Annotated in this window: 26 protein-coding genes; 12 read left to right on the top strand and 14 right to left on the bottom strand. The window is 41.9% G+C overall.

Annotated features, from left to right (window positions below; genetic code table 11):
- Positions 1-66 precede the first annotated feature (66 nt).
- Positions 67-2,253: a TonB-dependent receptor gene (locus tag I4Q58_RS05720; protein ID WP_203294721.1), complete on the top strand. Its 2,187-nt coding sequence runs from the start codon at positions 67-69 to the stop codon at positions 2,251-2,253.
- On the opposite strand, the gene I4Q58_RS05715 is transcribed toward I4Q58_RS05720, so the two are convergent.
- On the bottom strand, positions 2,250-2,678 hold the full coding sequence (locus I4Q58_RS05715; RefSeq protein ID WP_203294719.1) for a Rieske (2Fe-2S) protein: 429 nt from the start codon (positions 2,676-2,678) through the stop codon (positions 2,250-2,252). The two genes, I4Q58_RS05720 and I4Q58_RS05715, sit on opposite strands and share 4 nt — an antisense overlap.
- 182 nt (positions 2,679-2,860) lie before the next feature.
- On the opposite strand from I4Q58_RS05715, the gene greA reads away from it, so the two are divergent.
- Entirely contained in the window at positions 2,861-3,337 is a 477-nt protein-coding gene (greA, locus tag I4Q58_RS05710) for a transcription elongation factor GreA (RefSeq protein ID WP_203294717.1), read from the top strand.
- Positions 3,338-3,339: 2 nt separating this feature from the next.
- On the top strand, positions 3,340-3,732 hold the full coding sequence (locus I4Q58_RS05705; RefSeq protein ID WP_203294715.1) for an HIT family protein: 393 nt from the start codon (positions 3,340-3,342) through the stop codon (positions 3,730-3,732).
- Between the two features lies 1 nt (position 3,733).
- Here the strand turns inward: I4Q58_RS05705 and I4Q58_RS05700 are convergent, their stop codons facing one another.
- Genes I4Q58_RS05700 through I4Q58_RS05685 form a run of 4 tightly spaced genes read right to left on the bottom strand, consistent with a single transcriptional unit; the run spans position 3,734 to position 6,118 of the window.
- Positions 3,734-4,201, bottom strand: a complete 468-nt coding sequence (locus tag I4Q58_RS05700) for a DUF1572 domain-containing protein (protein ID WP_203294713.1) — start codon at positions 4,199-4,201, stop codon at positions 3,734-3,736.
- 40 nt (positions 4,202-4,241) lie between these two features.
- Positions 4,242-4,673: a DUF1801 domain-containing protein gene (locus I4Q58_RS05695; protein WP_203294711.1), complete on the bottom strand. Its 432-nt coding sequence runs from the start codon at positions 4,671-4,673 to the stop codon at positions 4,242-4,244.
- Positions 4,674-4,680: 7 nt separating this feature from the next.
- A complete protein-coding gene (locus tag I4Q58_RS05690) occupies positions 4,681-4,971 on the bottom strand; it encodes a hypothetical protein (RefSeq protein ID WP_203294710.1) in 291 nt (96 codons plus the stop codon).
- Positions 4,964-6,118: a sensor histidine kinase gene (locus I4Q58_RS05685; RefSeq protein ID WP_203294708.1), complete on the bottom strand. Its 1,155-nt coding sequence runs from the start codon at positions 6,116-6,118 to the stop codon at positions 4,964-4,966. The genes I4Q58_RS05690 and I4Q58_RS05685 overlap by 8 nt, the downstream gene beginning before the upstream one ends.
- Positions 6,119-6,238: 120 nt before the next feature.
- Between I4Q58_RS05685 and I4Q58_RS05680 the strand changes: the two genes are divergently transcribed.
- From I4Q58_RS05680 to I4Q58_RS05655, 6 genes are all read left to right on the top strand, one after another.
- Positions 6,239-7,120 (top strand): flavin reductase family protein, encoded by an 882-nt coding sequence (locus tag I4Q58_RS05680; RefSeq protein ID WP_203294706.1) that lies wholly within the window; start codon positions 6,239-6,241, stop codon positions 7,118-7,120.
- Between the two features lie 80 nt (positions 7,121-7,200).
- Positions 7,201-7,575, top strand: coding sequence for a DUF3127 domain-containing protein (locus I4Q58_RS05675; protein ID WP_203294704.1), 375 nt, complete (start codon positions 7,201-7,203; stop codon positions 7,573-7,575).
- A gap of 66 nt (positions 7,576-7,641) precedes the next feature.
- The gene (locus I4Q58_RS05670; protein WP_203294703.1) at positions 7,642-9,015 is read left to right on the top strand and encodes a short-chain fatty acid transporter; all 1,374 of its coding nucleotides are present in this window, start codon (positions 7,642-7,644) and stop codon (positions 9,013-9,015) included.
- Between the two features lie 3 nt (positions 9,016-9,018).
- The gene (gene aat, locus I4Q58_RS05665) at positions 9,019-9,660 is read left to right on the top strand and encodes a leucyl/phenylalanyl-tRNA--protein transferase (RefSeq protein ID WP_203294701.1); all 642 of its coding nucleotides are present in this window, start codon (positions 9,019-9,021) and stop codon (positions 9,658-9,660) included.
- Positions 9,661-9,722: 62 nt separating this feature from the next.
- A complete protein-coding gene (locus tag I4Q58_RS05660; RefSeq protein WP_203294699.1) occupies positions 9,723-11,465 on the top strand; it encodes an agmatine deiminase family protein in 1,743 nt (580 codons plus the stop codon).
- Between the two features lie 163 nt (positions 11,466-11,628).
- Positions 11,629-11,979, top strand: a complete 351-nt coding sequence (locus I4Q58_RS05655) for a hypothetical protein (protein ID WP_203294697.1) — start codon at positions 11,629-11,631, stop codon at positions 11,977-11,979.
- Here the strand turns inward: I4Q58_RS05655 and I4Q58_RS05650 are convergent.
- The 8 genes from I4Q58_RS05650 to I4Q58_RS05615 all read right to left on the bottom strand — a co-directional run bounded on the left by I4Q58_RS05650 (position 11,976) and on the right by I4Q58_RS05615 (position 17,348).
- Positions 11,976-12,674 (bottom strand): DUF2490 domain-containing protein, encoded by a 699-nt coding sequence (locus I4Q58_RS05650; RefSeq protein WP_203294695.1) that lies wholly within the window; start codon positions 12,672-12,674, stop codon positions 11,976-11,978. The genes I4Q58_RS05655 and I4Q58_RS05650 overlap by 4 nt on opposite strands.
- Positions 12,655-13,230: a hypothetical protein gene (locus tag I4Q58_RS05645; RefSeq protein ID WP_203294693.1), complete on the bottom strand. Its 576-nt coding sequence runs from the start codon at positions 13,228-13,230 to the stop codon at positions 12,655-12,657. Before I4Q58_RS05645 ends, I4Q58_RS05650 begins: the two co-directional genes overlap by 20 nt.
- Complete coding sequence (locus I4Q58_RS05640; RefSeq protein ID WP_203294691.1) at positions 13,227-13,802, bottom strand: DNA-3-methyladenine glycosylase I; 576 nt, start codon at positions 13,800-13,802, stop codon at positions 13,227-13,229. The genes I4Q58_RS05645 and I4Q58_RS05640 overlap by 4 nt, the downstream gene beginning before the upstream one ends.
- Before the next feature lie 108 nt (positions 13,803-13,910).
- Positions 13,911-14,621, bottom strand: coding sequence for a hypothetical protein (locus I4Q58_RS05635; protein WP_203294689.1), 711 nt, complete (start codon positions 14,619-14,621; stop codon positions 13,911-13,913).
- A gap of 72 nt (positions 14,622-14,693) precedes the next feature.
- Positions 14,694-15,383 (bottom strand): tRNA pseudouridine(55) synthase TruB, encoded by a 690-nt coding sequence (gene truB, locus I4Q58_RS05630; protein WP_203294687.1) that lies wholly within the window; start codon positions 15,381-15,383, stop codon positions 14,694-14,696.
- Entirely contained in the window at positions 15,384-16,175 is a 792-nt protein-coding gene (locus I4Q58_RS05625; RefSeq protein WP_203294685.1) for an undecaprenyl-diphosphate phosphatase, read from the bottom strand. It abuts the gene before it with no gap.
- Positions 16,172-16,438, bottom strand: a complete 267-nt coding sequence (locus I4Q58_RS05620) for a DUF3098 domain-containing protein (RefSeq protein ID WP_203294683.1) — start codon at positions 16,436-16,438, stop codon at positions 16,172-16,174. The genes I4Q58_RS05625 and I4Q58_RS05620 overlap by 4 nt, the downstream gene beginning before the upstream one ends.
- A gap of 31 nt (positions 16,439-16,469) precedes the next feature.
- Entirely contained in the window at positions 16,470-17,348 is an 879-nt protein-coding gene (locus I4Q58_RS05615; protein ID WP_203294681.1) for a cell division protein FtsX, read from the bottom strand.
- Positions 17,349-17,865: 517 nt separating this feature from the next.
- Here I4Q58_RS05615 and I4Q58_RS05610 point away from each other — a divergent pair.
- Together I4Q58_RS05610 and I4Q58_RS05605 are read left to right on the top strand one after the other, a co-directional pair.
- A complete protein-coding gene (locus I4Q58_RS05610; RefSeq protein ID WP_203294679.1) occupies positions 17,866-20,838 on the top strand; it encodes a leucine--tRNA ligase in 2,973 nt (990 codons plus the stop codon).
- A 185-nt stretch (positions 20,839-21,023) separates the two neighbouring features.
- Positions 21,024-21,716 (top strand): zinc metallopeptidase, encoded by a 693-nt coding sequence (locus tag I4Q58_RS05605; RefSeq protein WP_203294677.1) that lies wholly within the window; start codon positions 21,024-21,026, stop codon positions 21,714-21,716.
- A gap of 64 nt (positions 21,717-21,780) precedes the next feature.
- Here the strand turns inward: I4Q58_RS05605 and I4Q58_RS05600 are convergent, their stop codons facing one another.
- A complete protein-coding gene (locus I4Q58_RS05600) occupies positions 21,781-23,151 on the bottom strand; it encodes a saccharopine dehydrogenase family protein (RefSeq protein WP_203294675.1) in 1,371 nt (456 codons plus the stop codon).
- A 2-nt stretch (positions 23,152-23,153) separates the two neighbouring features.
- Between I4Q58_RS05600 and I4Q58_RS05595 the strand changes: the two genes are divergently transcribed.
- Positions 23,154-23,612: a DUF423 domain-containing protein gene (locus tag I4Q58_RS05595; protein WP_394369323.1), complete on the top strand. Its 459-nt coding sequence runs from the start codon at positions 23,154-23,156 to the stop codon at positions 23,610-23,612.
- The last annotated feature ends 77 nt before the right edge of the window (positions 23,613-23,689 follow it).

Genomic DNA, 23,689 nt, shown 5'->3' with positions numbered 1-23,689 from the left:
TTTCAGTTCAAATCATTTTTAGTAACCGAGAATAATGACCCCTTTTATTCGTATAAACCTTTACGAATGAAATCGTTATTTATTTCGGCTGCGCTAATATTAACTTTAGTAGCAGCCCATGCGCAAGAACCAGACGCGCAACAACAACAAGACTCTACCGATGTGGAAGCATTGGAGGAAGTACTTATCAAGGCAGTCCGTGTAGATGCCGACTCGCCCATTACCCACAGCAATCTCGATCGGGAAACCATCGAGAAACGCAATTTGGGACAGGATTTACCTATTTTATTAAATTATTTGCCGTCAGTCGTTACCACAAGTGACGCTGGTGCCGGGGTGGGCTATACCTACATTCGGGTGCGCGGTAGCGATGCCTCGCGTGTAAACGTAACCTTAAATGGAATTCCGTACAACGATGCCGAAAGCCAGGGAACCTTTTGGGTGAATTTACCCGATTTTGCGTCCTCTGTTCAAAACCTTCAGCTACAGCGAGGGGTTGGAACCTCCACGAATGGTAGCGGTGCCTTTGGTGCCAGTTTGAATATCTTGACCGATGAGGTTTCGGAAGAAGCTTTTGGCGAACTTACCAATTCCTTTGGCTCGTATAACACCCATAAGCATAATGTTCGCTTTAGCACGGGATTGATTAACGATAAATTTGAAGTTTCCGGCCGTTTATCGAACATTCAGAGTGATGGCTATATCGATCGTGCTACGTCGGATTTGAAGTCTTACTTTCTTCAAGCGGCCTATATGGAAGGGAATACACTCATAAAAGCGTTAACCTTTGGTGGTAGGGAAGAAACCTATCAGGCATACTTTGGAATCGATGCTGAAACCTTGGAAGAAGATCGCCGTTTTAACCCTGCTGGCCTTTATACTGACGAAGAGGGTAATGTAAGATTTTATGACAATGAAGTCGATAATTATGCACAGGACCATTTTCAAGTGGTGTGGAACCAGAAATATAATCGCTTTTGGAGTAGCAATGTTTCGTTGAATTATACCTACGGAAGAGGATACTTCGAACAATATCGTGAAGATGAAGACTTCGATTATTATGGTTTTGAACCGATAGAGCTAGGAGGTGAAGTGATCAATACCACCGATTTGATTCGCCGTAGGTGGTTGGATAATGACTTTTACGCTGTAAATGCGAATGTGAACTATAAAGACAATCAATTTGATGTTTCGGGAGGAGCATTCTACAGTTTCTATGATGGCGATCACTATGGGGAAGTTATTTGGGCCCAGAATGCGGGTGGAAGTGAAATCCGCGACCGATACTACTTCGGAATCGGTGACAAAGCTGAAGTTACCGTCTTTTCAAAGGCTACCTACCGTATCGATGACCAATGGAGTGCGTATTTAGATTTACAGGGACGTTTTGTAAACTATGAAGCAAGGGGAACTACTTCCGATTTAATCGAACTGAATGATCGAGAGAAATATGAGTTTTTTAATCCAAAAGCGGGATTGACGTATCGTTTGAATGAAAGTAACCAGTTTTATGCGTCTTTCGGAAGAGCGCATCGCGAACCAAGACGAAGCGATTTTGAACAGGATATCTTTTCGGCCGAGCGCTTGGACGATTATGAATTGGGCTGGCGTTTCGCTTCAGAAAAAGCAAAGGTGAATACCAATCTCTATTACATGGATTACACGAACCAATTGGTCTTAACAGGAGCCATTGACGATGTGGGGTCGCCTATTCGTGCTACTAGTGGTGAAAGCTACCGATTGGGGATTGAAATCGACGCGGATATTTCTTTTACCGAAACATTAAGCTGGCGACCCAATATTGCGTTGAGCACCAATAAAAATAAGGATTTCGTTACTTCTCGCGATGGCGAATTGGTGAGTCTTGGAAATACCAATATTTCCTATTCCCCTGAAATTGTAGCGGCAAGTGCGTTGGCGTTTCGTCCGTTCCGAAACTTCGAAGCGGCCTTGCTTACAAAGTTCGTAGGCGAACAATATATGGGTAATATCGACAGTGAAGCGTCCATCTTGGATAGCTTTACCGTAACAGATTTAAATGTAGTATATCGGTGGGATACTGCTCCGTTGGTAGATGAAATTCTTTTTAGTGGCTTATTGAACAACGTATTTAATGAAGAATATGTGTCGAATGGCTATTTCTTTACCTTCGACGATGTAGATGGAGAAGGAAACGTAACCACTTTTGAAGGAGCTGGCTACTATCCACAGGCAACCATCAATTATTTGATTGGGGCAACGATCAAGTTTTAATTAGTAATCCGAACTATGTTCCCAACACGTTCGGCGCGATAGAATTGCATAGGATATAAGTCAGGATTATCGACGTGTTGTCCAGTCGTAATATCGTATCGATTGTCGTCGTCGCAGGTACATTCCGCAAACGGAAATTCAACTTCCATGGCAGAGCAATCGTTGGGAATGTGGTTCGGATCTGATAACTCCCACGCAAGATATTGGCTGTTGTTCACATTATATACGATGATACCGCGAATGCCTTGGCTTGTAATCACTACCGTGCTGCTTGGGAAATTGAGCGCATCGTATTGCGGTAAATTTAGGTTTAGATCCAAACTGATTAAGGGCTGTGTTAAATACGGATTATCATTTAAATTGTCATCGTCGTTTTTACACGATAGTAGTGCGCAAAATAGGAATAGCAGGGCAGCTTTTTTCATGGCCAAAATTTTGGGTGTAAAACTACTATAAATACGCGAGAACTAATTTTTTAGTATATTTGTATTAGATAAAAAATCCCGTCCCGCATGGGATTTTTTTAATTCCCAACGATGTTGGAAGAAAGAGCTAGTGCGTCCCACAGTTGTCGGACGTGCTTTTTGTATATTAAAATGATGATGATATGAGCAAAGTATCGTATTACACTGCTGAAGGATTGAAGAAACTTCGGGATGAATTAAATCAATTAAAGGACGTAGAGCGTCCGAAGGCTTCCCAAGCGATAGCCGAAGCCCGAGATAAAGGCGATTTGAGTGAGAATGCCGAATATGACGCCGCTAAGGAAGCACAGGGATTATTGGAAATGCGTATTTCGAAACTGGAAGAGGTTTTGGCCAATGCCAGATTAATAGACGAATCGCAGTTAGATACTTCAAAGGTCTTGGTGCACAGCACAGTTACTATTAAGAATAAAACGAACGGGGCAAAAATGAAATATAAACTGGTAGCCCAAAGTGAAGCCGATTTAAAAAGCGGTAAGATTTCGGTCGATTCTCCGATCGGGAAAGGGTTGCTTGGAAAGCAAGTAGGCGATACGGCTGAAATAAAAGTACCGAATGGTACGATGGAATTTGAAATACTCGAAATAACACGCGAATAAGTATGGCATCGATTTTTACAAAAATTATAAATGGTGATATTCCCTGCCATAAAGTAGCGGAAGACGAAAATTTCATCGCTTTTTTAGATATTAACCCAAATGCGAAAGGGCATGCCCTTTGTGTTCCGAAGGAAGAGGTAGATAAACTTTTCGACCTTGGTGAACATATGTATCTACAGCTCATGCAGTTTAGCAGAAGAGTGGCGAAGGCACTTGAAAAAACAGTTGACTGTAATCGCGTGGGAATGGCGGTTATCGGATTGGAAGTGCCACATGTTCATGTACATCTCATTCCACTGAACAGTATGGATGATATGGATTTTTCCTCCAAGGTTTCCATGACGGATGATGAAATGGCGGAATTGGCGGCCGAGATTCGGCAAAAGCTTCAGTAAGCTACGAACGTAGTATCTTTTTCAAAAGTACAATCTGGCCTAGGTGATAGTGGGAATGTTCGATGATACCTTGAATGTTCCGATAATAATTACCGTATTTCGCATTGGTGAAGTCTTTCCATAATGCCGCTTCGGGTAAAACTTCAATATGATTTGCTAATGTTTCAACCCGTTTCCAAATGGTACTTTGAAATGCTTTCCATTCTTCCTCTGACATAATCGTAGGATGGGTGAAACTCTCCTTGTCGCTTGCTTGCAGCGCTCTTCCTTCGAAAACAGGCGTTATCTTTTCAATATAATACTGCATATGATACACCAACGTAAGAATCGAATTGCAGGAGTTTACTTGTTGCTGCGCTTCTTCAATTGAAACATTAGCCAGCGTGTCTTTTAGGTTTACATCGGTCCAATTGCCCCCGAAGTGAATGTCACGTAGGTGCTTGGCTAGATGTATAGTGAGATTTCCCATGAGACCATTTTTTAGATAATAAAGTAATATAGTTAGGTGATTAGTTCATCCCCAAATCGGTAAGATGCTTCACCTTATGATATTGCAAAGCCGTTTTTACACAACTTTTAAGCTCCTTTTTTGGTAATGATTTGTCCATGGATAATACAATCGCTCTGCTACCTTCATAATCGAAGGTTTTTGGAAACACCATCCGAAAAGTAGGAATGAGTTTGGTGTTGCAATTAAAATAGAGCGCCACTTTATCTGGGTTTTTTTGCTTCCAATCGAGACGGATCGTACTTCCTTTTTTAGTTACATAGCTTACTTCGCCCCATTTTAGGGTTTCCTCTATGGTATCTACCACTTCCGATTTTTCGGCAGTTTCAATAATTATTTTACGTAGCTGCTGTAGCCGCTTTTGAGCATTTTTTGGATAGTCTTTCCAATAGGACATATAGTCGATAGTCGATTTTAATTGAAACCCCTTCATAATTTGTTTATTTCTTTGAAAAGAGCCGCAACCGCATTTTCGAGGATAAGGGTCGAAGCCGCTTCTTATGGTATTGATACACGCGCTCAATATCTTCTGTCCACCGGATAGGGTACAGGGTTGTCCCACATGTATGGCAAATCAATTGTTCGCCAATTTCTGGCGAAGCTTTTCGGTACCATTTCGTCAGTTTTTCTTTCTGCATAAAGGTCAATTCCAATCCATCCGTCGCGAAGCATTCAGGACAGTTGTTGTTTAATTCCGCTTTCAATAAAATATGCTCAACTTCCTTAGCCATCGCTTTTTCGTAATTGGATTTCAATTGTCGTTCCTTCCCCTACCGTGCTTTTTAATACTCCGATACGACCATTATGATAGGTTTCAATGATACGTTTTGCCAACGAAAGCCCTAATCCCCAGCCGCGTTTTTTGGTGGTATATCCGGGGGCAAACACCTTTTTATAATGCCTCTTGGAAATTCCTTTTCCAGTATCACTAACCCTCAGGAGCGCCTTTTTCGACGTTTGCTCTATGGCTACTGTTATACTGCCCTTTCCTTTCATGGCATCGATACCGTTCTTAACCAGATTTTCAATTGTCCACCCTAACAGTTGTGAGTTTAAATCTACATAAATGGGTTCGTCGGGGAGCAAAAGCTCAAAACGAATCAGTTTACTGCTGCGTCGTTGTAAATAACCCACCGCAGCTTTGGTTTCAGCAACTAGATCTTTTCGCTTCAGTTCTGGAATACTTCCCACTTTCGAAAAACGTTCGGTAATCGTCTTAAGCCGATCGATGTCTTTCTCCATTTCAACTATATACTCAGGATCGACCTTCTCATTTTTCAAGATTTCAGTCCAACCCACCAACGATGATAAAGGTGTTCCGATTTGATGGGCGGTTTCCTTTGCCATTCCGGCCCAAAGTTTATTCTGTTCTGCACTTTTGGAAGTTTGGTAGAATAGGTAAATCGCTAGAAAAATGAGTAGAATAATTAGGATCAGAACGGCAGGGTAATACTTCAATTTGTTGATCAAGCCTGAATTTCCGTAATAGATTGTTTGAAGTAATTCGTCCTCATACCGCACTTCAATAGGCTTGTATTCGGTCGTAAACTGTTCGATAAGTTGCTGTAGTTTTTCAGGAGTATCTATCTGTTGATCTGGAATATTTCGAGTGTTATAGTCGCCGGAAAGGTGACTATAACTTATCATAGGAGTGGTATTATTACTTTGAATGACAGCCGAGGCGGTCTCGCTCACTGCATTTTCAGCAGTGCTTAGCTTTTGCAACTCTTCTTGTGCTGCGGCCCAAACCTTCATCTTGCTGCGTTCGTCCTCCTTCAACTGATTGAAAAATGCAAAGCTGTTCCAAATAATCAGCGTAATGATAACGAGGGCCGAAATAATAAAAAACCAGCGGGTAAAGGCCAATCTATTAAACATAAAGGAAGGTGTTTTTGTCAAATGTAGCATTTTGCTACTAATAACAGTTAAAGGAATTTTCCTGAAATTATTGCCTTTTCGCGTTTTTTTGAGGCAGCTAGTTTGGGTACCTTTGTGTATATGAAAACAATGGATCCAAGAGAATTGCCCACTCCAAAACTGCATGGTTACTTGCTGGGAGCGGTGGCACCACGGCCAATTTGCTTTGCCAGTACAGTTGATGGTGAAGGGAACGTAAACCTTTCGCCCTATAGTTTTTTCAATGTCTTTAGTGCGAATCCACCTATCATGGTTTTTTCACCTGCACGTAGGGTGCGTGATAATACCACCAAGCATACTTTGGAGAATGTTTTGGAAACCAAGGAGGTCGTTATCAATATTGTTACCCATAGCATGGTACAACAGATGTCGCTTTCCTCCACCGAATATCCGAAAGGTGTAAACGAATTTATCAAGGCTGGTTTTACGGAAGTTAAATCGGACGTCGTTACACCTCCACGCGTAAAAGAATCGCCCGCACAGTTTGAATGCAAGGTGAACGAGGTCATCGCTTTGGGTGAAGAAGGTGGTGCAGGAAATTTAGTTATCTGCGAAGTGGTGAAGTTGCACATAGATGAAGCAATTTTAGATGAAAAGGGAACTATCGATCCCGCAAAATTGGATGCCGTTGCCCGAATGGGAGGAAATTGGTATAGCCGTGCCAAAGACGGTATGTTTGAAGTGCCCAAGCCGTTGCGAAGCTTAGGGATGGGCATCGATGCGTTGCCAGCCTCCATTCGAAACAGTTCGGTGCTTACCGGAAACGATTTAGGGATGTTAGGGAATGTGGAACGACTTCCGACAAGGGATGAGATCCAGCATTTTATCGACAGCGCTTCAGAGACCGAACAGTATGTGATGGCTTCCGGGAGCGATGAAGAACTTCATACGAGAGCCCAAGAATTATTGTGCGAGGGAAATATTTCACACGCATGGAAATTGTTGCTTGCCAAAGAATTGTGAATAAAATAATAGGCCCTCAGTTGGGGGAGCCAATACGAGTTAGTATATTTCAACCCTTTTAAAATAATAGACAGCGAAACATGGAAGTACAGGGAAAAATCAAGATGATAGATGAGACCAAAACCTACGGAAATAATGGATTCCGTAAGCGTGAAGTGGTCATAACCACAGAAGAACAATACCCACAACACCTAATGATCGAATTTGTGCAGGACAAGACAGACTTGCTCAATAATTTTCAGGTAGGTCAGAATGTGAAGATACAAATTAACCTTAGAGGACGCGAATGGACCAATCCGCAAGGAGAGACTAAATATTTCAACTCTATTCAAGGATGGCGGATCGAGAATATAGACCAATCGGTTTCCAACGATATGCCACCGGTACCGCCTGCCGATGCATTTGAGCCAGCGAACGATTTCAACGAAGAAGATCACGACGACCTTCCGTTCTAAGGATGCAAAAAAGTTATTTTTGAAAGCCTGTGGCAGTATGCTACAGGCTTTTTCTATTTTAGCTGTATGAAGATCACCCAGACCATCGAAACCCTCTTTCGAAGATTTTTACCTTCTCCATTTGCCATTGCCGTAATTCTTACGTTGGTGACCATGTTACTGGCCTTATTTTTTACCGACGCTCCAGCTGAAGAAAATCATGCCTTGGCCATACTTTCATGGTGGGAAAACGGAATCTGGAATAACGATCTGTTGGTCTTCGCCTATCAAATGATGCTGATTTTGGTATTGGGCCATATTTTGGTGCTTAGCAAACCGATGACAAGGCTTATCAATACCTTAACCAAAGGGGTTTCGAATACTTCCAACGCTGTATTGTTGGTGAGCGTTACCACGATGTTGGTGTCGTTTTTTAATTGGGGACTCGGACTTATTTTCGGAGCCATTATGGCGCGAAAAGTAGCGGAAGCAGCTCAGGTGCGTAATTTTAATATCAACTATCCCTTAGTGGGTGCGGCCGGCTATGTGGGATTGATGATTTGGCATGGCGGGATGAGTGGCTCGGCTCCGTTGAAAGTTGCGGAAACAGGTCATTTGGCAAGTCTGATGCAGGGAATGGATACTTCACTAGTGGCGCAATTGCCGGTGGTAATTCCCTCTTCGGAAACGATATTTAGCGGTTTTAATCTGTTGCTTTTTGGAATTTTATTGGTGCTGTTGCCTAGCTTTCTCTTTTTAATGGGGAAGAAGGTTTCAACTACGCCCGTCAATTTACCGCTGTATTCAGGTGAAGTTGAAGAAGAACAACCTGCAAAGGGTGCCGAGCGAATCGACCGTTCTAAGTGGGTTGGGGTGTTTTTCGGATTGTTGATACTCGTCGCCTTTGGGTATCAGTATTTCGATAATATTTCAAATTTCATAATTACGCCAAATATGTTGAATTTCTTTATGCTTGGTTTGGGGCTACTGCTTCATGGAAGTTTTGCCAGTTACCTTCGAGCTGTGGAGGAAGCAATCTCAGGAGCCAGTGGCATTTTGATACAATTTCCTTTGTATTTTGGAATTATGGGAATCATGCGAGAAAGTGGAATGGTGGTGCAGATTTCCGATTTCTTTGTTTCGGTAGCTACAGAAACTACCTTGCCGATCTTTACCTTTTTCAGTGCAGGCTTGGTAAATATCTTCGTGCCAAGTGGTGGTGGCCAATGGGCTGTACAAGGACCAATCGTCATCGAATCGGCCTTAAAACTGGGCGTTTCCATCCCTAAAATGATAATGGCACTAGCCTATGGCGATCAGATTACAAACATGCTACAACCCTTCTGGGCCTTACCATTATTAGGGATTACAAAACTAAAGGCACGAGAGATTTTACCGTATACCTTATTGCTGATGTGTATCGGGATTGTGGTATTTATCACAGGTTTATTACTTTGGTAATGTATGGTACTATTGAATGATGACCTTTGGTTTCCACCCGTTCGCTCGGCTTCAGCAGAAGGCCTATTGGCTATTGGTGGGGATTTGTCGCTCGAACGGTTGAAATTAGCTTACAATTCAGGCATCTTTCCATGGTATGAAGAGGGCCAGCCAATCCTTTGGTGGAGTCCAGACCCTCGTATGGTATTGGTTCCAAATGAACTTCACATTTCAAAAACACTTCAGAAAACAATTCGCTCCGGAGTTTTCAAAATAACAGTCAATCAAAATTTTTCGGAAGTAATTCAACAATGTGCCAAAATCACGCGAAAAGGACAAAAAGGTACTTGGATTACCGCTGAGATGGTTTCAGCATATGAAATTCTTCACCAAAAAGGGATAGCGGTTTCTATTGAAGTTTGGAAAGATGATGAATTAGTAGGTGGATTGTATGGCATCGATTTACCTGAGAAAAAGATTTTTTGTGGTGAAAGTATGTTTACAAAAGTAAGCGATGCGTCCAAGGTCGGCTTTTGCTTTTGGGTAGAAAAACTTTTGAATCGAGGCTATAAACTAATCGACTGTCAAGTATATACGCAACATTTAGAACGATTTGGCGCCAAGGAAATACCAAGAGCGGAATTTATGCAATTCATTGAATGTTAATGCATTGCTATAGTTTCAGCGATTTGTTGAAATACTGTATCTTCGTGACTCAAATTTGAAATATGATGCAATACCTACGCTATTCCCTAGTTTTCGTTTTTTTAGTAAACGTTTTTGCCCTTCAGGCACAAGAACCTCAAGTTTTGCCAAAGGGGATGACCATCGCCGAAAAAGGCTTGGTTTCAGAGTATCAATTTACCAGTACACGTTTAACGCCACCACCATCCATGCCGGTTCGGGCGGCAGCTGAGTGGGAGGAAATCGAATACCTTATGGTAAGTTGGAATCCAGGATATCCTAATATTTTACGACAAATAGTTGCAGCAGGTGTGGAAGAGTGTAAGGTTATCGTAATTACGGAGAACGAAACGAATGTTTCTAATTACCTAACTTCGAATGGCGTTTCCCTAGATAATGTGATTTTTATGGATGAGGAAACGAATAGCATTTGGATTCGCGATTATGGTCCCAATACCATTTATCAGAACGATATAGGCCAGCGTGCCATAACAGATTGGATTTACAACCGTCCACGTCCCGACGACGATGTTATCCCATCTGCGATTGCAAGTTATATTGGAATCCCTTTTTACAGCACGGATTCGGGTACAAATGATCTTGTGAATACTGGGGGTAATTATATGAGCGATGGATTAGGAACTGGTTTTGCCTCAGAATTGGTGTTGGAAGAAAATGAAGCTGGAAACCCGTATGGTGTTAGTTCCAAAACTGAAGTAGAAGTCGATGCTATTATGAATGCCTACATGGGGCTAGATCGTTACATCAAAATGGAAACGCTTCCGTTTGATGGAATTCACCATATCGATATGCACATGAAATTGTTGGATGAAGAAACACTATTGGTAAGTGAATATCCCGAGGGCGTTGCCGATGGGCCACAAATTGAAGAAAACATACAGTATGTGTTGGATAATTTTCAATCTGCTTTTGGGAAACCGTATCAAATTGAACGTATTCCGGCACCACCGAGCACTTCCGGAAACTATCCTGATAATGGAGGATGGTATCGAACCTATACAAATATGACTTTTGTAAACGGAACAGTATTATTACCTATTTACCGTCCGGAGGTAGATGGGCCAGCTATCGCACAGCTACAGGAATTGCTGCCAGGATATAATATTGTTGGAATCGACGTGGATGAATCGGAAGAGCCTCTTATTGGTTCCTTGGGCGCTATTCACTGTATAACGCATACGGTTGGGGTAGCCGACCCATTATGGATTGTTCATGACGATATCGAGGAAGGCAATGCAGGTAGCACAATTCCCGTAGAAGCAATGATTAGACATAACAGCGGAGTTTCACAAGCAAGTCTTTTTTGGCGTGAAACAGGTGCTACGGAGTATACTGAAGTTGCAATGAGCGCGGCAGGAGATGATATGTGGACAGCAGACCTTACCCTTCCCTCAGAGGAAGTTGATGTTGAATATTACATTTGGGCAGAGGCCAATTCCGGAAAAAGTTTGACGCGACCTATTGTGGCTCCTGATGGGTATTGGACCATAAATGTGGCATCACTTGCAACTTCCGATTGGGCCGCACAAAATATCGTTGGACCGTATCCAAATCCTGCAACCGATGTTGTACGTTTTGAATTGGGCAATATAGAAGGTCCTTTGGAAGTTACGCTGCATTCAATTTTAGGTCAGCAACTCTTTACTGAAAAGGTTGAAGCAAATGGAACGCTAACACTTACCTTGAACGCCGCATGGCAAGGGACTTTATTTGTAACTTTTAAAGGAAACTTTGGATCTGTAACCAAAAAGCTTTTAGTGAAGTAATCCATTTTTGGTTAAATTTTAACAGAACTCGTGATAGATTTTTGTCGCGGGTTTTGTTTTTTTGAAGAAGTAACAAACCCGTTGCAACATTTAAGAGTTTGAATTTCAATTATTAACAAGAAAATTCTTACATTAGCATGCTGTAACCCCTTATTCCCTATTTATGAAATCCCTAAAAGCCCTCGCGTTAGTCGGTTTCGGCTTCGCCTCCCTGACGATTTCTGCACAAGAAACTACGATTTCCAAAACCGATGTCAATAAACATGTTGACGTGGTAAAAGTCTATGAACAAGTAGAAGAGGAAGGATATGGAACTCCATTTATTTACAAGGAATTGGCAAATGCTTATTACTTCAAAAGTGAATATGCCAAAGCCAAGAAATGGTTCGAAAAACTGTTTGCTTCGGAAGAGGTTACCGATAAAACCTTACAATATCGGTATAAACAAACGTTGAAAGCCTTAAAAGCTTCCCGGTCCAAAGAAACAGTCGCTTCTATTTCAGAAATTGATTAAAGCGAATACTGCACTCCGGTCGTAAAGAAGACGCGTTGACCTCCTGCGTTGAAGTAGTCATCGAAGCGATATTGTACGTCAAGTTGCAGCCGTGTCTTACTTGTAAGCTCACGTCCGAGTCCTGCCGTAATGCGCTGATCCCATTCAGGTGTGTCTCTGGAAGCTACTGTCAACAAACTCTCCACACTTGCGGCAAAGTAAAATTCCTTGGCATTCAATTGTTCCCCGTTCAAGGGTAAATCAATCGATAGCCGATAGCGGAATCGATGTGCCGTTCCCGTACTTTTGATGCGCTGTTCACTTCGCACTCTATGTACCAGGCGGATACTGTTGTATTGCTTGCCGTAACTATATTGCTGAAGCGTCCGCAATTCATTGGCTTCATCAACCGGACCAATAGTATTAAACCGGTACATAATACCTGCACTCACCTTTCCATAGAACCCTATTTCATACGTGGTATTCTGTGAAAAAGATAAATGGATAGGAACATATTGAATCCCTGCTTCTCCGAGTTGTTCCGATAGTCCTACTCGGTAATCGGTTCCGAAGTTCATCGACCAACGATTGCTGAGGTCAAGGTCGAGTTCTGCCTCTGGTTCCCACAGGACTGCAGTGCCCTGAGCCATTGCCAGGAAAGGAAGGAAGGTTACCGCCAAAACCCAATAAAAATGTTTAGAATAATAGGAATCCATAGGAGCGACGTATCACTTTTCGTTTTTGTAGAAATTGTCCTTCGGAAGTAAACAACAATTCGAATTTTTGAAGTTTTCCATCGTTTTTAGTGGCCACAATTAACTCGATGTTGAAAGGTGAAACGGTCAATGGATTGCTAAGGACACTTTTCAATAAATCAGTATTGTTTTCTTGTGGTAAAAATTGACGTTGAAATTTCTCGAATTTCCAACGCTCGTAATTCGATTGCATATAGTTTTCGAGGCTTTGCTGAAAGGATTTGGGAAGGTCTTCCCAATCGGTAGTAACTTCAATATCCTGAAGTTGACCTTCTGTATTAAACTCCACACTAAACCATTCGCCATCCTTTTTAAACTTCGCCTCGTAGCTTTCAAGTTCGCCATCGGTTTCATAATAATAGCGAAGTCTTCGATAGTCATTAGAATCAGTATCCAAAAATAAAAGTGCTGCTACAGGGAAATCCTGTTCCTTTACGCGTTCTTCCTTTTCCTGTTTTTCTTGTGAGAGCAGGAGAATCGGTAACAGCATTATGCTAAGAATAATGAATTGTTTCATGTTAATTTTTTTACTTCTTCGTAGCGAAAACAATCAGTTATATGATCGTTTACCATACCAGTGGCTTGCATGTGGGCATAAATTACGGTACTTCCGACAAATTTGAAACCGCGCTTCTTCATATCCTTGCTTATGGCATCGCTGACTTTAGTATTTGCTGGCACTTCTTTCATACTCTCAAACGAATTTTGAATCGGTTTGCCTTCAACAAAGGACCAAATATAAGCGCTAAAACTTCCAAATTCTTCTTGAATTTTCATGAAATTTTGCGCGTTGGTAACGGTGGATTTTACCTTCAACTTGTTTCGAATGATACCTTCATTTTGAAGCAATTCTGAAAGCTTGTCTTCACTATATCCAGCAATTTTTTTGTAGTTGAAATCATCGAAAGCCTTTCTAAAATTCTCCCGTTTCCGAAGAATGGTAATCCAACTTAAACCTGCTTGAAAGGTTTCCAACACCAAAAACTCGAATAAGGTAGCATCGTCCCGAACCGGAACGCCCCATTCCTTATCGTGATAGGCTATGTACAAAGGATCGTCGCCACACCATGAACACCGGATTTTACCCATAATAAATTTTTTCTCAAAAGATACGAAACTTTAAAGTCTCCACTTGAGGGCAGGTTTAGAGAGGTGTAGATTATTAAAGATATCCTATTAACTATTAATCTTCTGCTACTAATACTGTCCTGGAAAATTGTAAGAAATGGTTCCCAACTGTTGTTTTTTCCCAGCTTTAGTCGAAAAAATAGCCTGAACAGCATACTCCTTTGCGCTGTCGATCAAACACCCATTGGTAGTGGTAGAGGCGCTTTCGTTATAATCGGTGCTGATGACTCTTCCACGTTCGTCGACTTTGATATTTATGACAACCTTTCCAAAACCTTCACAGGTATACACGGGATTGGGCAAGTCCAAAGCCGACCGTCCCACCAATCGGTAGCTGATAGTAGTATTCCGGTTTGCTCCTTTGGCTGCTGTAGTTTCTGCTGCAGGCATCTTAGCAGCGTTGTTTTTTTCTTCTTGTTTTTCTCGTTTCGCTGTATTTTTTCCTAGCGGATTCCAATTATTAGAAGAAGAAATGGCATCATCGATTGCCTTTAGCTTTTCTTCCGTGGTTTCTTCGGGAGTTTCGCGCTGGCTTTCTAAATTGGAGATATAGCGTTCCGCTTCGTTGTAGGCACGATTGGTTTCAACCCGAGCCATTTCGGGCATTTCAATTTCTTCTTTAGGTGTTGGTTGAAGTTCTTCAGCGATGTATTCAACATCATATTTCGGTTCCTCTGGTACGTCGACAGAGCCTAACTTCAAACTGTATAGTCCGAGGAAAAGAATACCAAAAAGAAGACTGGTAATTAAGAAGGCGCGATATGAATAATTGAAATTCACGATGCTAATAACTGAATTTTTGGGCTAAAATACACGTTTGCAGGGTGTTTTTAACGAAATCTTGTAGTGGGTTTAACGCTGAAGTTCACGTTCCAATACTTCAATAGTGGTAGCGTCTTCAACTGAAAAATCGCCAATTTTTGTCCGTCGCAATGCTGAAAGATGCGCGCCGTTATTCAATGCCTTACCAAAATCATGTGCTAACGAACGGATATAAGTCCCTTTGCTACACTTCACTCGAAAGAAAACATCGGCACCATCAATATCAGTAATCTCGAATTCCGAAATCGTCACGATGCGTGTGGGAACTTCTACCTCTTTGCCTTTTCGGGCGTACTCGTACAGGCGTTTGCCATCTTTCTTCACCGCAGAAAAAACAGGTGGTTTTTGTTTTATTTCACCTAAAAACTGCTTGGTAGCCTCATGAATGTCAGCTTTTGAAATATCCGAAATATCGAACTCCTCATCTATTTCCGTTTCGAGGTCGTAGCTGGGCGTCGTAGCGCCCAAGGTAATCGTTCCGGTATATTCTTTTTCCTGTGCTTGGAAGGTTTCAATTTTTTTGGTGAATTTTCCCGTACAAAGAATCAGTAATCCAGTTGCAAGAGGATCTAGGGTTCCGGCATGACCGACCTTGATTTTCTTCAGGTCAAACTTCTTTTTGATCAGCCATCTCACTTTGTTCACCACTTGAAAGGAAGTCCAATCCAAGGGCTTGTCGATTAAGATTACCTGACCGTTTTTGTAGTCTTCTACATCCATTTACACAAAACTAAGGATGATCGCCAGAAGTCCAACAATTATGCAATAAATCGAGAAATAGCGAAGCTTGCTTTTCTTCACCAGGGAAATCATCCATGTACAGGCAATTAGGCCACAGATAAAGGCAGCGATAAAGCCTAAGCTTAAAACAGTGAAGTTGGTCGATTCGGTAGAAAGATCACCGCTAAGAATGTCTTTTGCAATTTTTCCAAAGATTAGCGGAACAACCATCAAAAACGAAAAACGTGCTGCTTTTCCCTTATCGTTTCCTAACAATACGGAGGTTGAAATGGTAGCGCCGCTTCGTGAAATACCCGGTAACATGGCAACTGCTTGTGAAACTCCTATAATAAAGGCATCAAAATAGGTTACGGGCTTTCCTGTGTTTCGACTTCTGTCGGCTAGGAACAGAAGAATAGCGGTAATGATAAGCATCGCTCCTACAAAGGCGACATCGCCCCCGAATAAGGCTTCCAATTGTTCTTCAAATAGAAGACCGATAATAGCTGCGGGAAGCATGGAAATCCCAATTTTAAACACGAATTGCGTTTCCTCGTTCCACTTAAATTGAAGCAGACCACCAATGATGGTAACAATATCCTTTCGGAATACCACTATTGTGCTCAAAGCGGTTGCAAAGTGAAGCACGACGGTGAATAGTAAACTTTCTTCAGGTACAGAAGTATCGCCAAGAATTGCTTTTCCCAACTCTAAGTGACCGCTTGATGACACAGGAAGAAATTCAGTGAAACCTTGGATGATGCCCAATAAAATGGCGTCCCAACTACTCATGAATTGTTCTTATGGGGATTCAATAAAATAGCATAGACCTCAATTCCGAAGCCAATCAAGATAAGGGCAGGTGCTAAACGAATACGTCGCCAGCTATAAATTTCTGGGTTGAATACATTTGGGTCATCACTTCCGCCTCCCATCATCAAAATGAAGCCCAATGCGATAAAGGCAATACCGATAAGCATAAAGATATAGTTCTTTCGTTCGAAGATAAACGTCTGGTTCTCTTTGGCTTCTTCTCTACGTTTCTGTTCGCCCATAATGCGCTATTTTGTGGTCAAAGATACGGGTTTAATAGTATAATTCGTCGGTACGAAGGTTGAGAAAGCGCTGAGTAGCGAAAAAGGTACTTAACCAAGAGATTAAAATTCCAATCAAGAATACGCCAACAAACAAACCGATGAGTAATAGTTGATCTTCCAATAGTTGAAGTTCGGGGAAACTTTTGTTCAAGTAATACAATACCAGTCCCATTCCAATTAGGGCAACCACGGCACCAATCATTCCCAACTTCATACTCTTCCAGATAAAAGGCTTTCGAATAAAGCGCTTGGTAGCGCCTACCATCTGCATGGTTTTGATGGTAAATCGTTTGGCATACACCGATAGTCGGATGGAGCTGTTTATGAGTAAAACGGCAATAAATAAAAAGACACTACTGATGATGAGCACCCAAAGGCTTATTTTTTTTACGTTGTCGTTCAACAAGGCAATTAAGGGTTTATCGTACACCACTTCATCAACAAAGCCCTTGGTCATAATTTCATTGGTAATTTCCTCCAATTGGGCAGGAGAGACATAATCGGCTAGCAAATAGACATCGATGCTATTCTGAAGCGGGTTTTCACCCAAAAACTCCATAAAGTTTTCACCTATAGTTTCGCTATGCTCTTCGGCGGCCTGTTCCTTACTGATAAAAGTTGCGGTTTTTGTGTATTCTGCTAATGCTAGACTTTGCTGTAATTGTTCGATTTCAACTTGCTTGGCGGTATCTTTTAAGTAGACCGTCAATGCGATTTTCTCTTTAAAATGATCGGCCACTTTTTTGGTATTCAACACCAATAATCCGAGTAATCCTAACAGGAATAGGACTAGCGAAATACTGATCACCACCGAAAAATACGAGGAGATCAACCGGCGTTTTTGATACTTTTCAAAAGATGAGGCCATAAAGGATTATTTGATGCGTAAAAATACAATTCCTATTCGAAACGTAGCGGGTGGGGTGATTATTTTAAACGAGTTGTATTTGTTATAGCTTAAATCACAAATCACAAATCACAAATCACAAATAGCAAGTCTGTTGGCAGTTGGCCTTTGGCTGTAGGGGGTTAATAGTTATTTGTTGAATTTAGATTAGCGTCAATACTCTTTGATACTTTGTTTCTCTGCTCCTTTGCAACTCTGAACTCATAATAGTCGATAGTCATTGGTCAATTGTCGGTAGAAGTCAAAGGTTATTCATAGCTTCGCATCAATACTCTTAACTCTTTGCTTCTTTGATACTTTGTCTCTCTACTCCTTTGCAACTCATAACTCATAATTCTTAATTCTATATCCTTTTGCTCCTTTGCATCTTTTATACTTTGTTTCTCTGCTTCTTCGAAACTCCCGACTACCGACTGACAACCAATTCCCTTTCCCCTTTCACACAATAGCTGTAAATTTGCGCTTTCAAATGGCACCCATGAGCAAATACGAATTCAATTCCATAGAAAAGAAGTGGCAACAGTACTGGGCCGAGCACAATACCTTCGCTGCCCAGAACGAAAGCGAAAAACCGAAATATTATGTGTTAGACATGTTCCCCTATCCTTCGGGAGCAGGCCTTCACGTTGGTCACCCGTTGGGATATATCGCTAGCGACATCTATGCACGATACAAACGTCACAAAGGGTTTAATGTGCTTCACCCGATGGGATACGACAGCTTTGGGCTGCCAGCCGAGCAATATGCCATTCAAACCGGTCAGCATCCGCGAAAAACGACCAAGGAAAATATTGCGCGCTATCGTCAGCAGCTGGATACGATTGGATTTTCATTCGATTGGAACCGTGAGGTGCGAACAAGCAGTCCGAAGTATTACCGGTGGACGCAATGGATTTTTATGCAGCTTTTCGAAAGTTGGTACGATTACAATGCCGATAAAGCGCGACCGATTTCAGAATTGATTTCCATTTTTTCTTCGGAAGGCAATACATCGGTGAATGCCGCTTGCGATGCTGAAGTATCTGATTTTTCTTCGGAAGAATGGAACGGCTTTTCAGAAGAGGAAAAACAACAAATACTTTTACAATATAGACTTACTTATCTAGCTGAAACAGAGGTGAACTGGTGTCCAGCCCTCGGAACGGTTTTGGCGAATGATGAAATTGTAAATGGCGTTTCCGAACGTGGCGGCCATCCTGTGGTTCGTAAAAAGATGAAGCAATGGAGCATGCGCATTACGGCTTATGCGCAACGCTTGTTGGACGGACTTGATAAAATCGACTGGCCCCAGCCGTTGAAGGACTCCCAAACCAACTGGATCGGTAGAAGCGAAGGCGCGAGCGTCACTTTCAACGTAAAGGATTATGATGCATCAATCGAAGTGTTTACCACAAGGCCCGATACCATTTTCGGAGTTAGCTTTATGACCCTGGCGCCCGAACATCCGCTGGTTTCTAAAATTACCACCGATGCCCAAAAGGAAAAAATTGAAGCCTATGTCGAGGCTACCGCCAAGCGAAGTGAGCGCGAGCGTATGGCCGATGTAAAGACCATTTCAGGGGAGTTTACCGGCGCCTACGCCGAACATCCCTTCACCAAGGAACCGATTCCGATTTGGATTGGCGATTACGTGTTGGCAAGCTACGGAACAGGTGCTGTAATGGCCGTTCCGGCAGGTGATCAGCGTGACCATGATTTTGCAAGGCATTTCGATATTCCGATTCCCGATATTTTTGAAGGTGTTGATATTTCCGAGGAAGCCTATGCTGATAAGGATAGCACACCGTTAATGAATAGCGATTTCCTCAACGGACTATCCTATAACGAAGCCGTTAATAAAGCCATTGAAGCCTTGGAGCAACAAGGTGCTGGAAAAGGAAAAATTAATTACCGTCTACGGGATGCCGTGTTTTCGCGTCAGCGTTATTGGGGTGAACCCTTCCCGGTCTATTATAAAAACGGATTGCCGCAATTGATCGATGCGAAGCACCTTCCATTGACCTTACCCGAGGTTTCGGCCTATCTTCCTACGGAAGACGGTCAGCCACCATTGGGCCGCGCCGACAAATGGGCGTGGGATACCGAAAAGAATGAAGTGGTCGAGAATAGCAAGATAGATGATGAAAAGGTGTTTCCGTTGGAGTTGAATACTATGCCGGGTTGGGCGGGAAGTAGCTGTTATCTGTTCCGTTATATGGATCCTAACAATGAAGAGCAGTTAGCAGGTGAAGAAGCCTTACGGTACTGGCAGAATGTCGATCTGTATTTGGGTGGAAGCGAACACGCTACCGGTCACTTGTTGTACAGTCGCTTTTGGACTAAATTCTTGTACGATCGAAAGGTGCTTCCGGTTGATGAACCATTTAAGAAGCTGATCAACCAAGGAATGATTTTGGGTGAAAGTGCCTTTGTTCAAAAAGTTTCAGCTGTAGTTCGAGATGAAAATTCTTCTACAGAGCCTTTTGAAGTTTTCGTATCAAGTAGTTTGGCAGAAAAAGCAAATAATAAATTCAGTAAACCAGGGGTTCAAGAATTTGAAGACGCTTTTTCTTATATTCAAATGAATTTAAAAAGAATAAAGGAAAGAAAGAATGTGAGAGACATCAATATGAATAATCAGGTACATAGCTATTCAGATATATCTTACGTTATTAATAATAATGAGCTTGATATTGAGGGTTTTAAAAAGTGGCGTTCAGAATTTAGCAATGCTGAATTCATTACCGAAAAGGATGGGACCTTCAAAGTGACTCGCGAAGTCGAAAAAATGTCGAAGTCGAAGTATAACGTCGTAAATCCTGATGATATCTGCGAACAATATGGTGCTGATACCCTTCGTATGTATGAAATGTTCCTCGGACCTATCGAACAGGCGAAACCATGGAATACTGCTGGGATAACGGGCGTGCATAGTTTTCTGAAAAAACTGTGGAAATTGTACCACGGTGGTGAAAACGGAAGCTTTCAGGTTTCAGATGACGCGGCAGATAAAGAAAGTTTAAAAACGCTTCATAAAACGATTAAAAAGGTAGAAGAAGATATCGAGAACTTCAGTTTCAATACTTCTGTTTCAACTTTTATGATTGCAGTGAACGAACTTTCAGCCCAGAATTGTAATCAGCGTGAAATTTTAGAACCCTTGGCTATCCTCATATCACCCTATGCTCCGCATATTGCCGAGGAGCTTTGGGAGAAGTTGGGCCATAATGGCAGTATTTCTAAAGTGGCATTTCCGAAGTTTGAAGAAAAGCATTTGGTGGAAAGCAGTAAGGAATATCCAATTTCCTTTAACGGGAAAATGCGCTTTACGATGGAATTACCATTGGATATGAGCAAGGATGATATCGAAGCTGCCGTAATGGCACACGAAAAAACAGAACAATACTTGGAAGGCAGAACGCCTAAAAGAGTAATCGTAGTACCAGGTAAAATCGTGAATATCGTCGGATAAGAAAGAGTCTTCAGTCAACTAAATTCTTAATAATTTCTCAAAAATGGCGGGCGATTAAAAAACTTGCACGGGGTTTGCTATCTTTAGTTTGAAAATTTATGACTGTTTTGGATCTTCAATATAGAAGTCGACCGTCCACCTGAAAGCGGACAGGCAGTCGAGACCTAAATAAAAAAAATAATTAAATGATTGGATATTATATACTCGCAGGTATCATCTTTTTGGTGAGCATGTATGTGAGCAACAAGTTGAAAAGTAAGTTTAAGAAGTACTCGAAAGTACACTTGCAAAATGGAATGAGCGGTAAGGAAATCGCTGAAAAAATGTTAGCTGACAACGGTATTACCGATGTGCAGGTCATTTCGACCCAAGGTCAATTAACCGACCATTATAATCCGGCAAAAAAGACCGTCAACCTAAGTGAACCTGTCTACATGGAGCGAAATGCTGCAGCGGCTGCGGTAGCGGCCCACGAGGTTGGACACGCGGTACAGCATGCTACGGCTTACAGTTGGTTGAAAATGCGATCTGCCATCGTACCGGCGGTAGGTGTGGCCAGTAAGCTATCAAACTTTGTGATCATGGCGGGACTTATTTTGTTCGCCACCGGAAGTGCTATCGGAAATACGATTTTCTTGATCGGAATCCTGCTATTCGCTGTTACGACGGCTTTCGCCTTTATTACTTTACCAGTGGAGTTCGATGCCAGTAAACGTGCATTAGCCTGGTTAGAAAGAGAAAATATGGTCACCCAACAAGAACATGACGGCGCCAAAGATGCCTTAAAATGGGCAGCACGTACGTACGTAGTTGCCGCGCTTGGTTCATTGGCGACGCTTTTATATTTCGTCAGTATCTTTTTGGGCGGAAGAGATTAATTATTGAATAGAATATAGAAAATGTCACGCTGAGCCTGTCGAAGCGTGACATTTTTTTATTGTTTTACCCCTGCACATTATCAGGATTATAACCCAGGTATTCGGTGAAATGCTCCTTAAACGAAATACCGTGACCCTTTAATTCTTCAAGTATGGGCTCGTACACTTCTTTCGAAATAGGAATCTGAACCCCAGGGGTCGTAATTTCTTCATTTAAAATCTTTAAAGCAGCCATGGCAACAGGAAGTCCAACGGTTTTTGCCATCGCAGTATGTGTTTGGTCTTCTCCGATAATGACCATATTGCTATCGATTTGTTTTTTCTTACCATCGAGTTCGTATCCAAATTTGTGATACATCACAATCATGTCCTTATCATCGGGTTGCAAGGTCCATTTGTCCTCCAGAATTTTTTGAAGGGCTTGCGCAGGCGTGGCATCCTTGATGCCGATTTTTTTGTTTGGGTTGAAGATATCGAGCTCTTCCAATTTCCCCCACATCAAATCGTCCTGGTCGATCTTTAGGTTATGGCGCATCTTGAGTTCAACCGAATCGGTAGGTGAATAGGGGAGAAACAGATTTACAAATTCGCGATAGCTTAAGTTTTCAGAATCCGGGATAGTGTAGCCATCATCTGTCATTCCAAGCTGTACAAACATATTCCATGCTTTGCTGAACCCTACGCGACGAATCGTTCCACGGTATAAAGTCAAAACATCTTCCAAGCCATAAATGCTTCGATATTTTAAGGAATTTCGGTTTGCGTAGCCTTCAAAACGACCGTGTCCTTCAATTTCCAAAAATTCCGTTCTTCTGAACAAACGATGGTAGGGAATGTATTTATAGGTTCCTTCCTGAATGAATTCCGCAGCGCCTCCCTGTCCAGCCACGACAACATTTCGTGGATTCCAAGTAAATTTATAATGCCAGAGATTGTCATCGCTTTCAGGAGCGACCAAGCCACCTGTAAAGGATTCAAACAACAACATTTTTCCACCGTTATCGCGAATTCTATCAATAACTTGCATAGCACTCATGTGATCGATACCAGGGTCTAGGCCGATTTCATTCATAAACACCAGTCCTTTGGAAGTTGCCTTGGCATTCAACGATTGCATTTCATCGCTTACATACGAAGCGGTTACCATATGCTTTCCGAACTCCAAGCAATCTTTTGCCACGTTAATGTGGTATCGAGCTGGTAACATACTAATTACCAAGTCGGCTGCTTCGACAGCCTCCCTTCGTTCCGGATCATTAAAGATATCGAGCATAATAGCTCTCGAATTGGGATGATCGCCACTCAGTTTTTGTGCATTTTGAAGATTGATGTCGCCGATGGTTAGAAATAATTCTTCTGCTTCGGACTTGTCTAATAAATAGTGAATCAAGCTACTAGCCGAACGCCCAGCGCCGATTATTAAAATATTTCGCATGTATGGAATTTAGTAATTTTGTAGTCGTTTGTTATGAAAACGAAAATACTAAAATGCCTTTGGAACCTATGACTCAAATTCAGAAAAAAATACTCGTCACGGCAGCAATTTTAGGAGCGATTACTGTCATAATTGGCGCCTTTGGAGCACACGGACTAAAAAAACTGGTAGACGATACTGCCGTTAGCAGTTTTGAAACGGGCGTTCGTTATCAGATGTACCATGTTTTCGCCTTATTGTTTTTGGGAATGGTTACCGGTATCTCAGAAGCAACCCAAAAATGGGTATTTCGATTATTTCTGCTAGGAGTGCTCTTATTTTCTGGTTCAATTTATCTTTTAGCACTTCAGGATGTAGTCTCCTTTACCGTTTCATTCTTAGGCCCCATTACCCCAATAGGAGGTAGCCTCTTAATAATAGGCTGGTTTCGGCTAGCTTGGGGCTTGTATTCGTTAAAGTAAAAACAAAACGACTTTGCTTTAAGGGCTTTCTGTTTCAGAATTCTTATTTTTGCAGTCCACAACAATTAAACTACGTT

The sequence above is a fragment of the Luteirhabdus pelagi genome, assembly GCF_016827595.1.
GTDB lineage: Bacteria > Bacteroidota > Bacteroidia > Flavobacteriales > Flavobacteriaceae > Luteirhabdus > Luteirhabdus pelagi.
The sequence above is the reverse complement of the archived record's forward strand: the minus strand, read 5'-3'. Positions and strand labels throughout refer to the sequence as shown.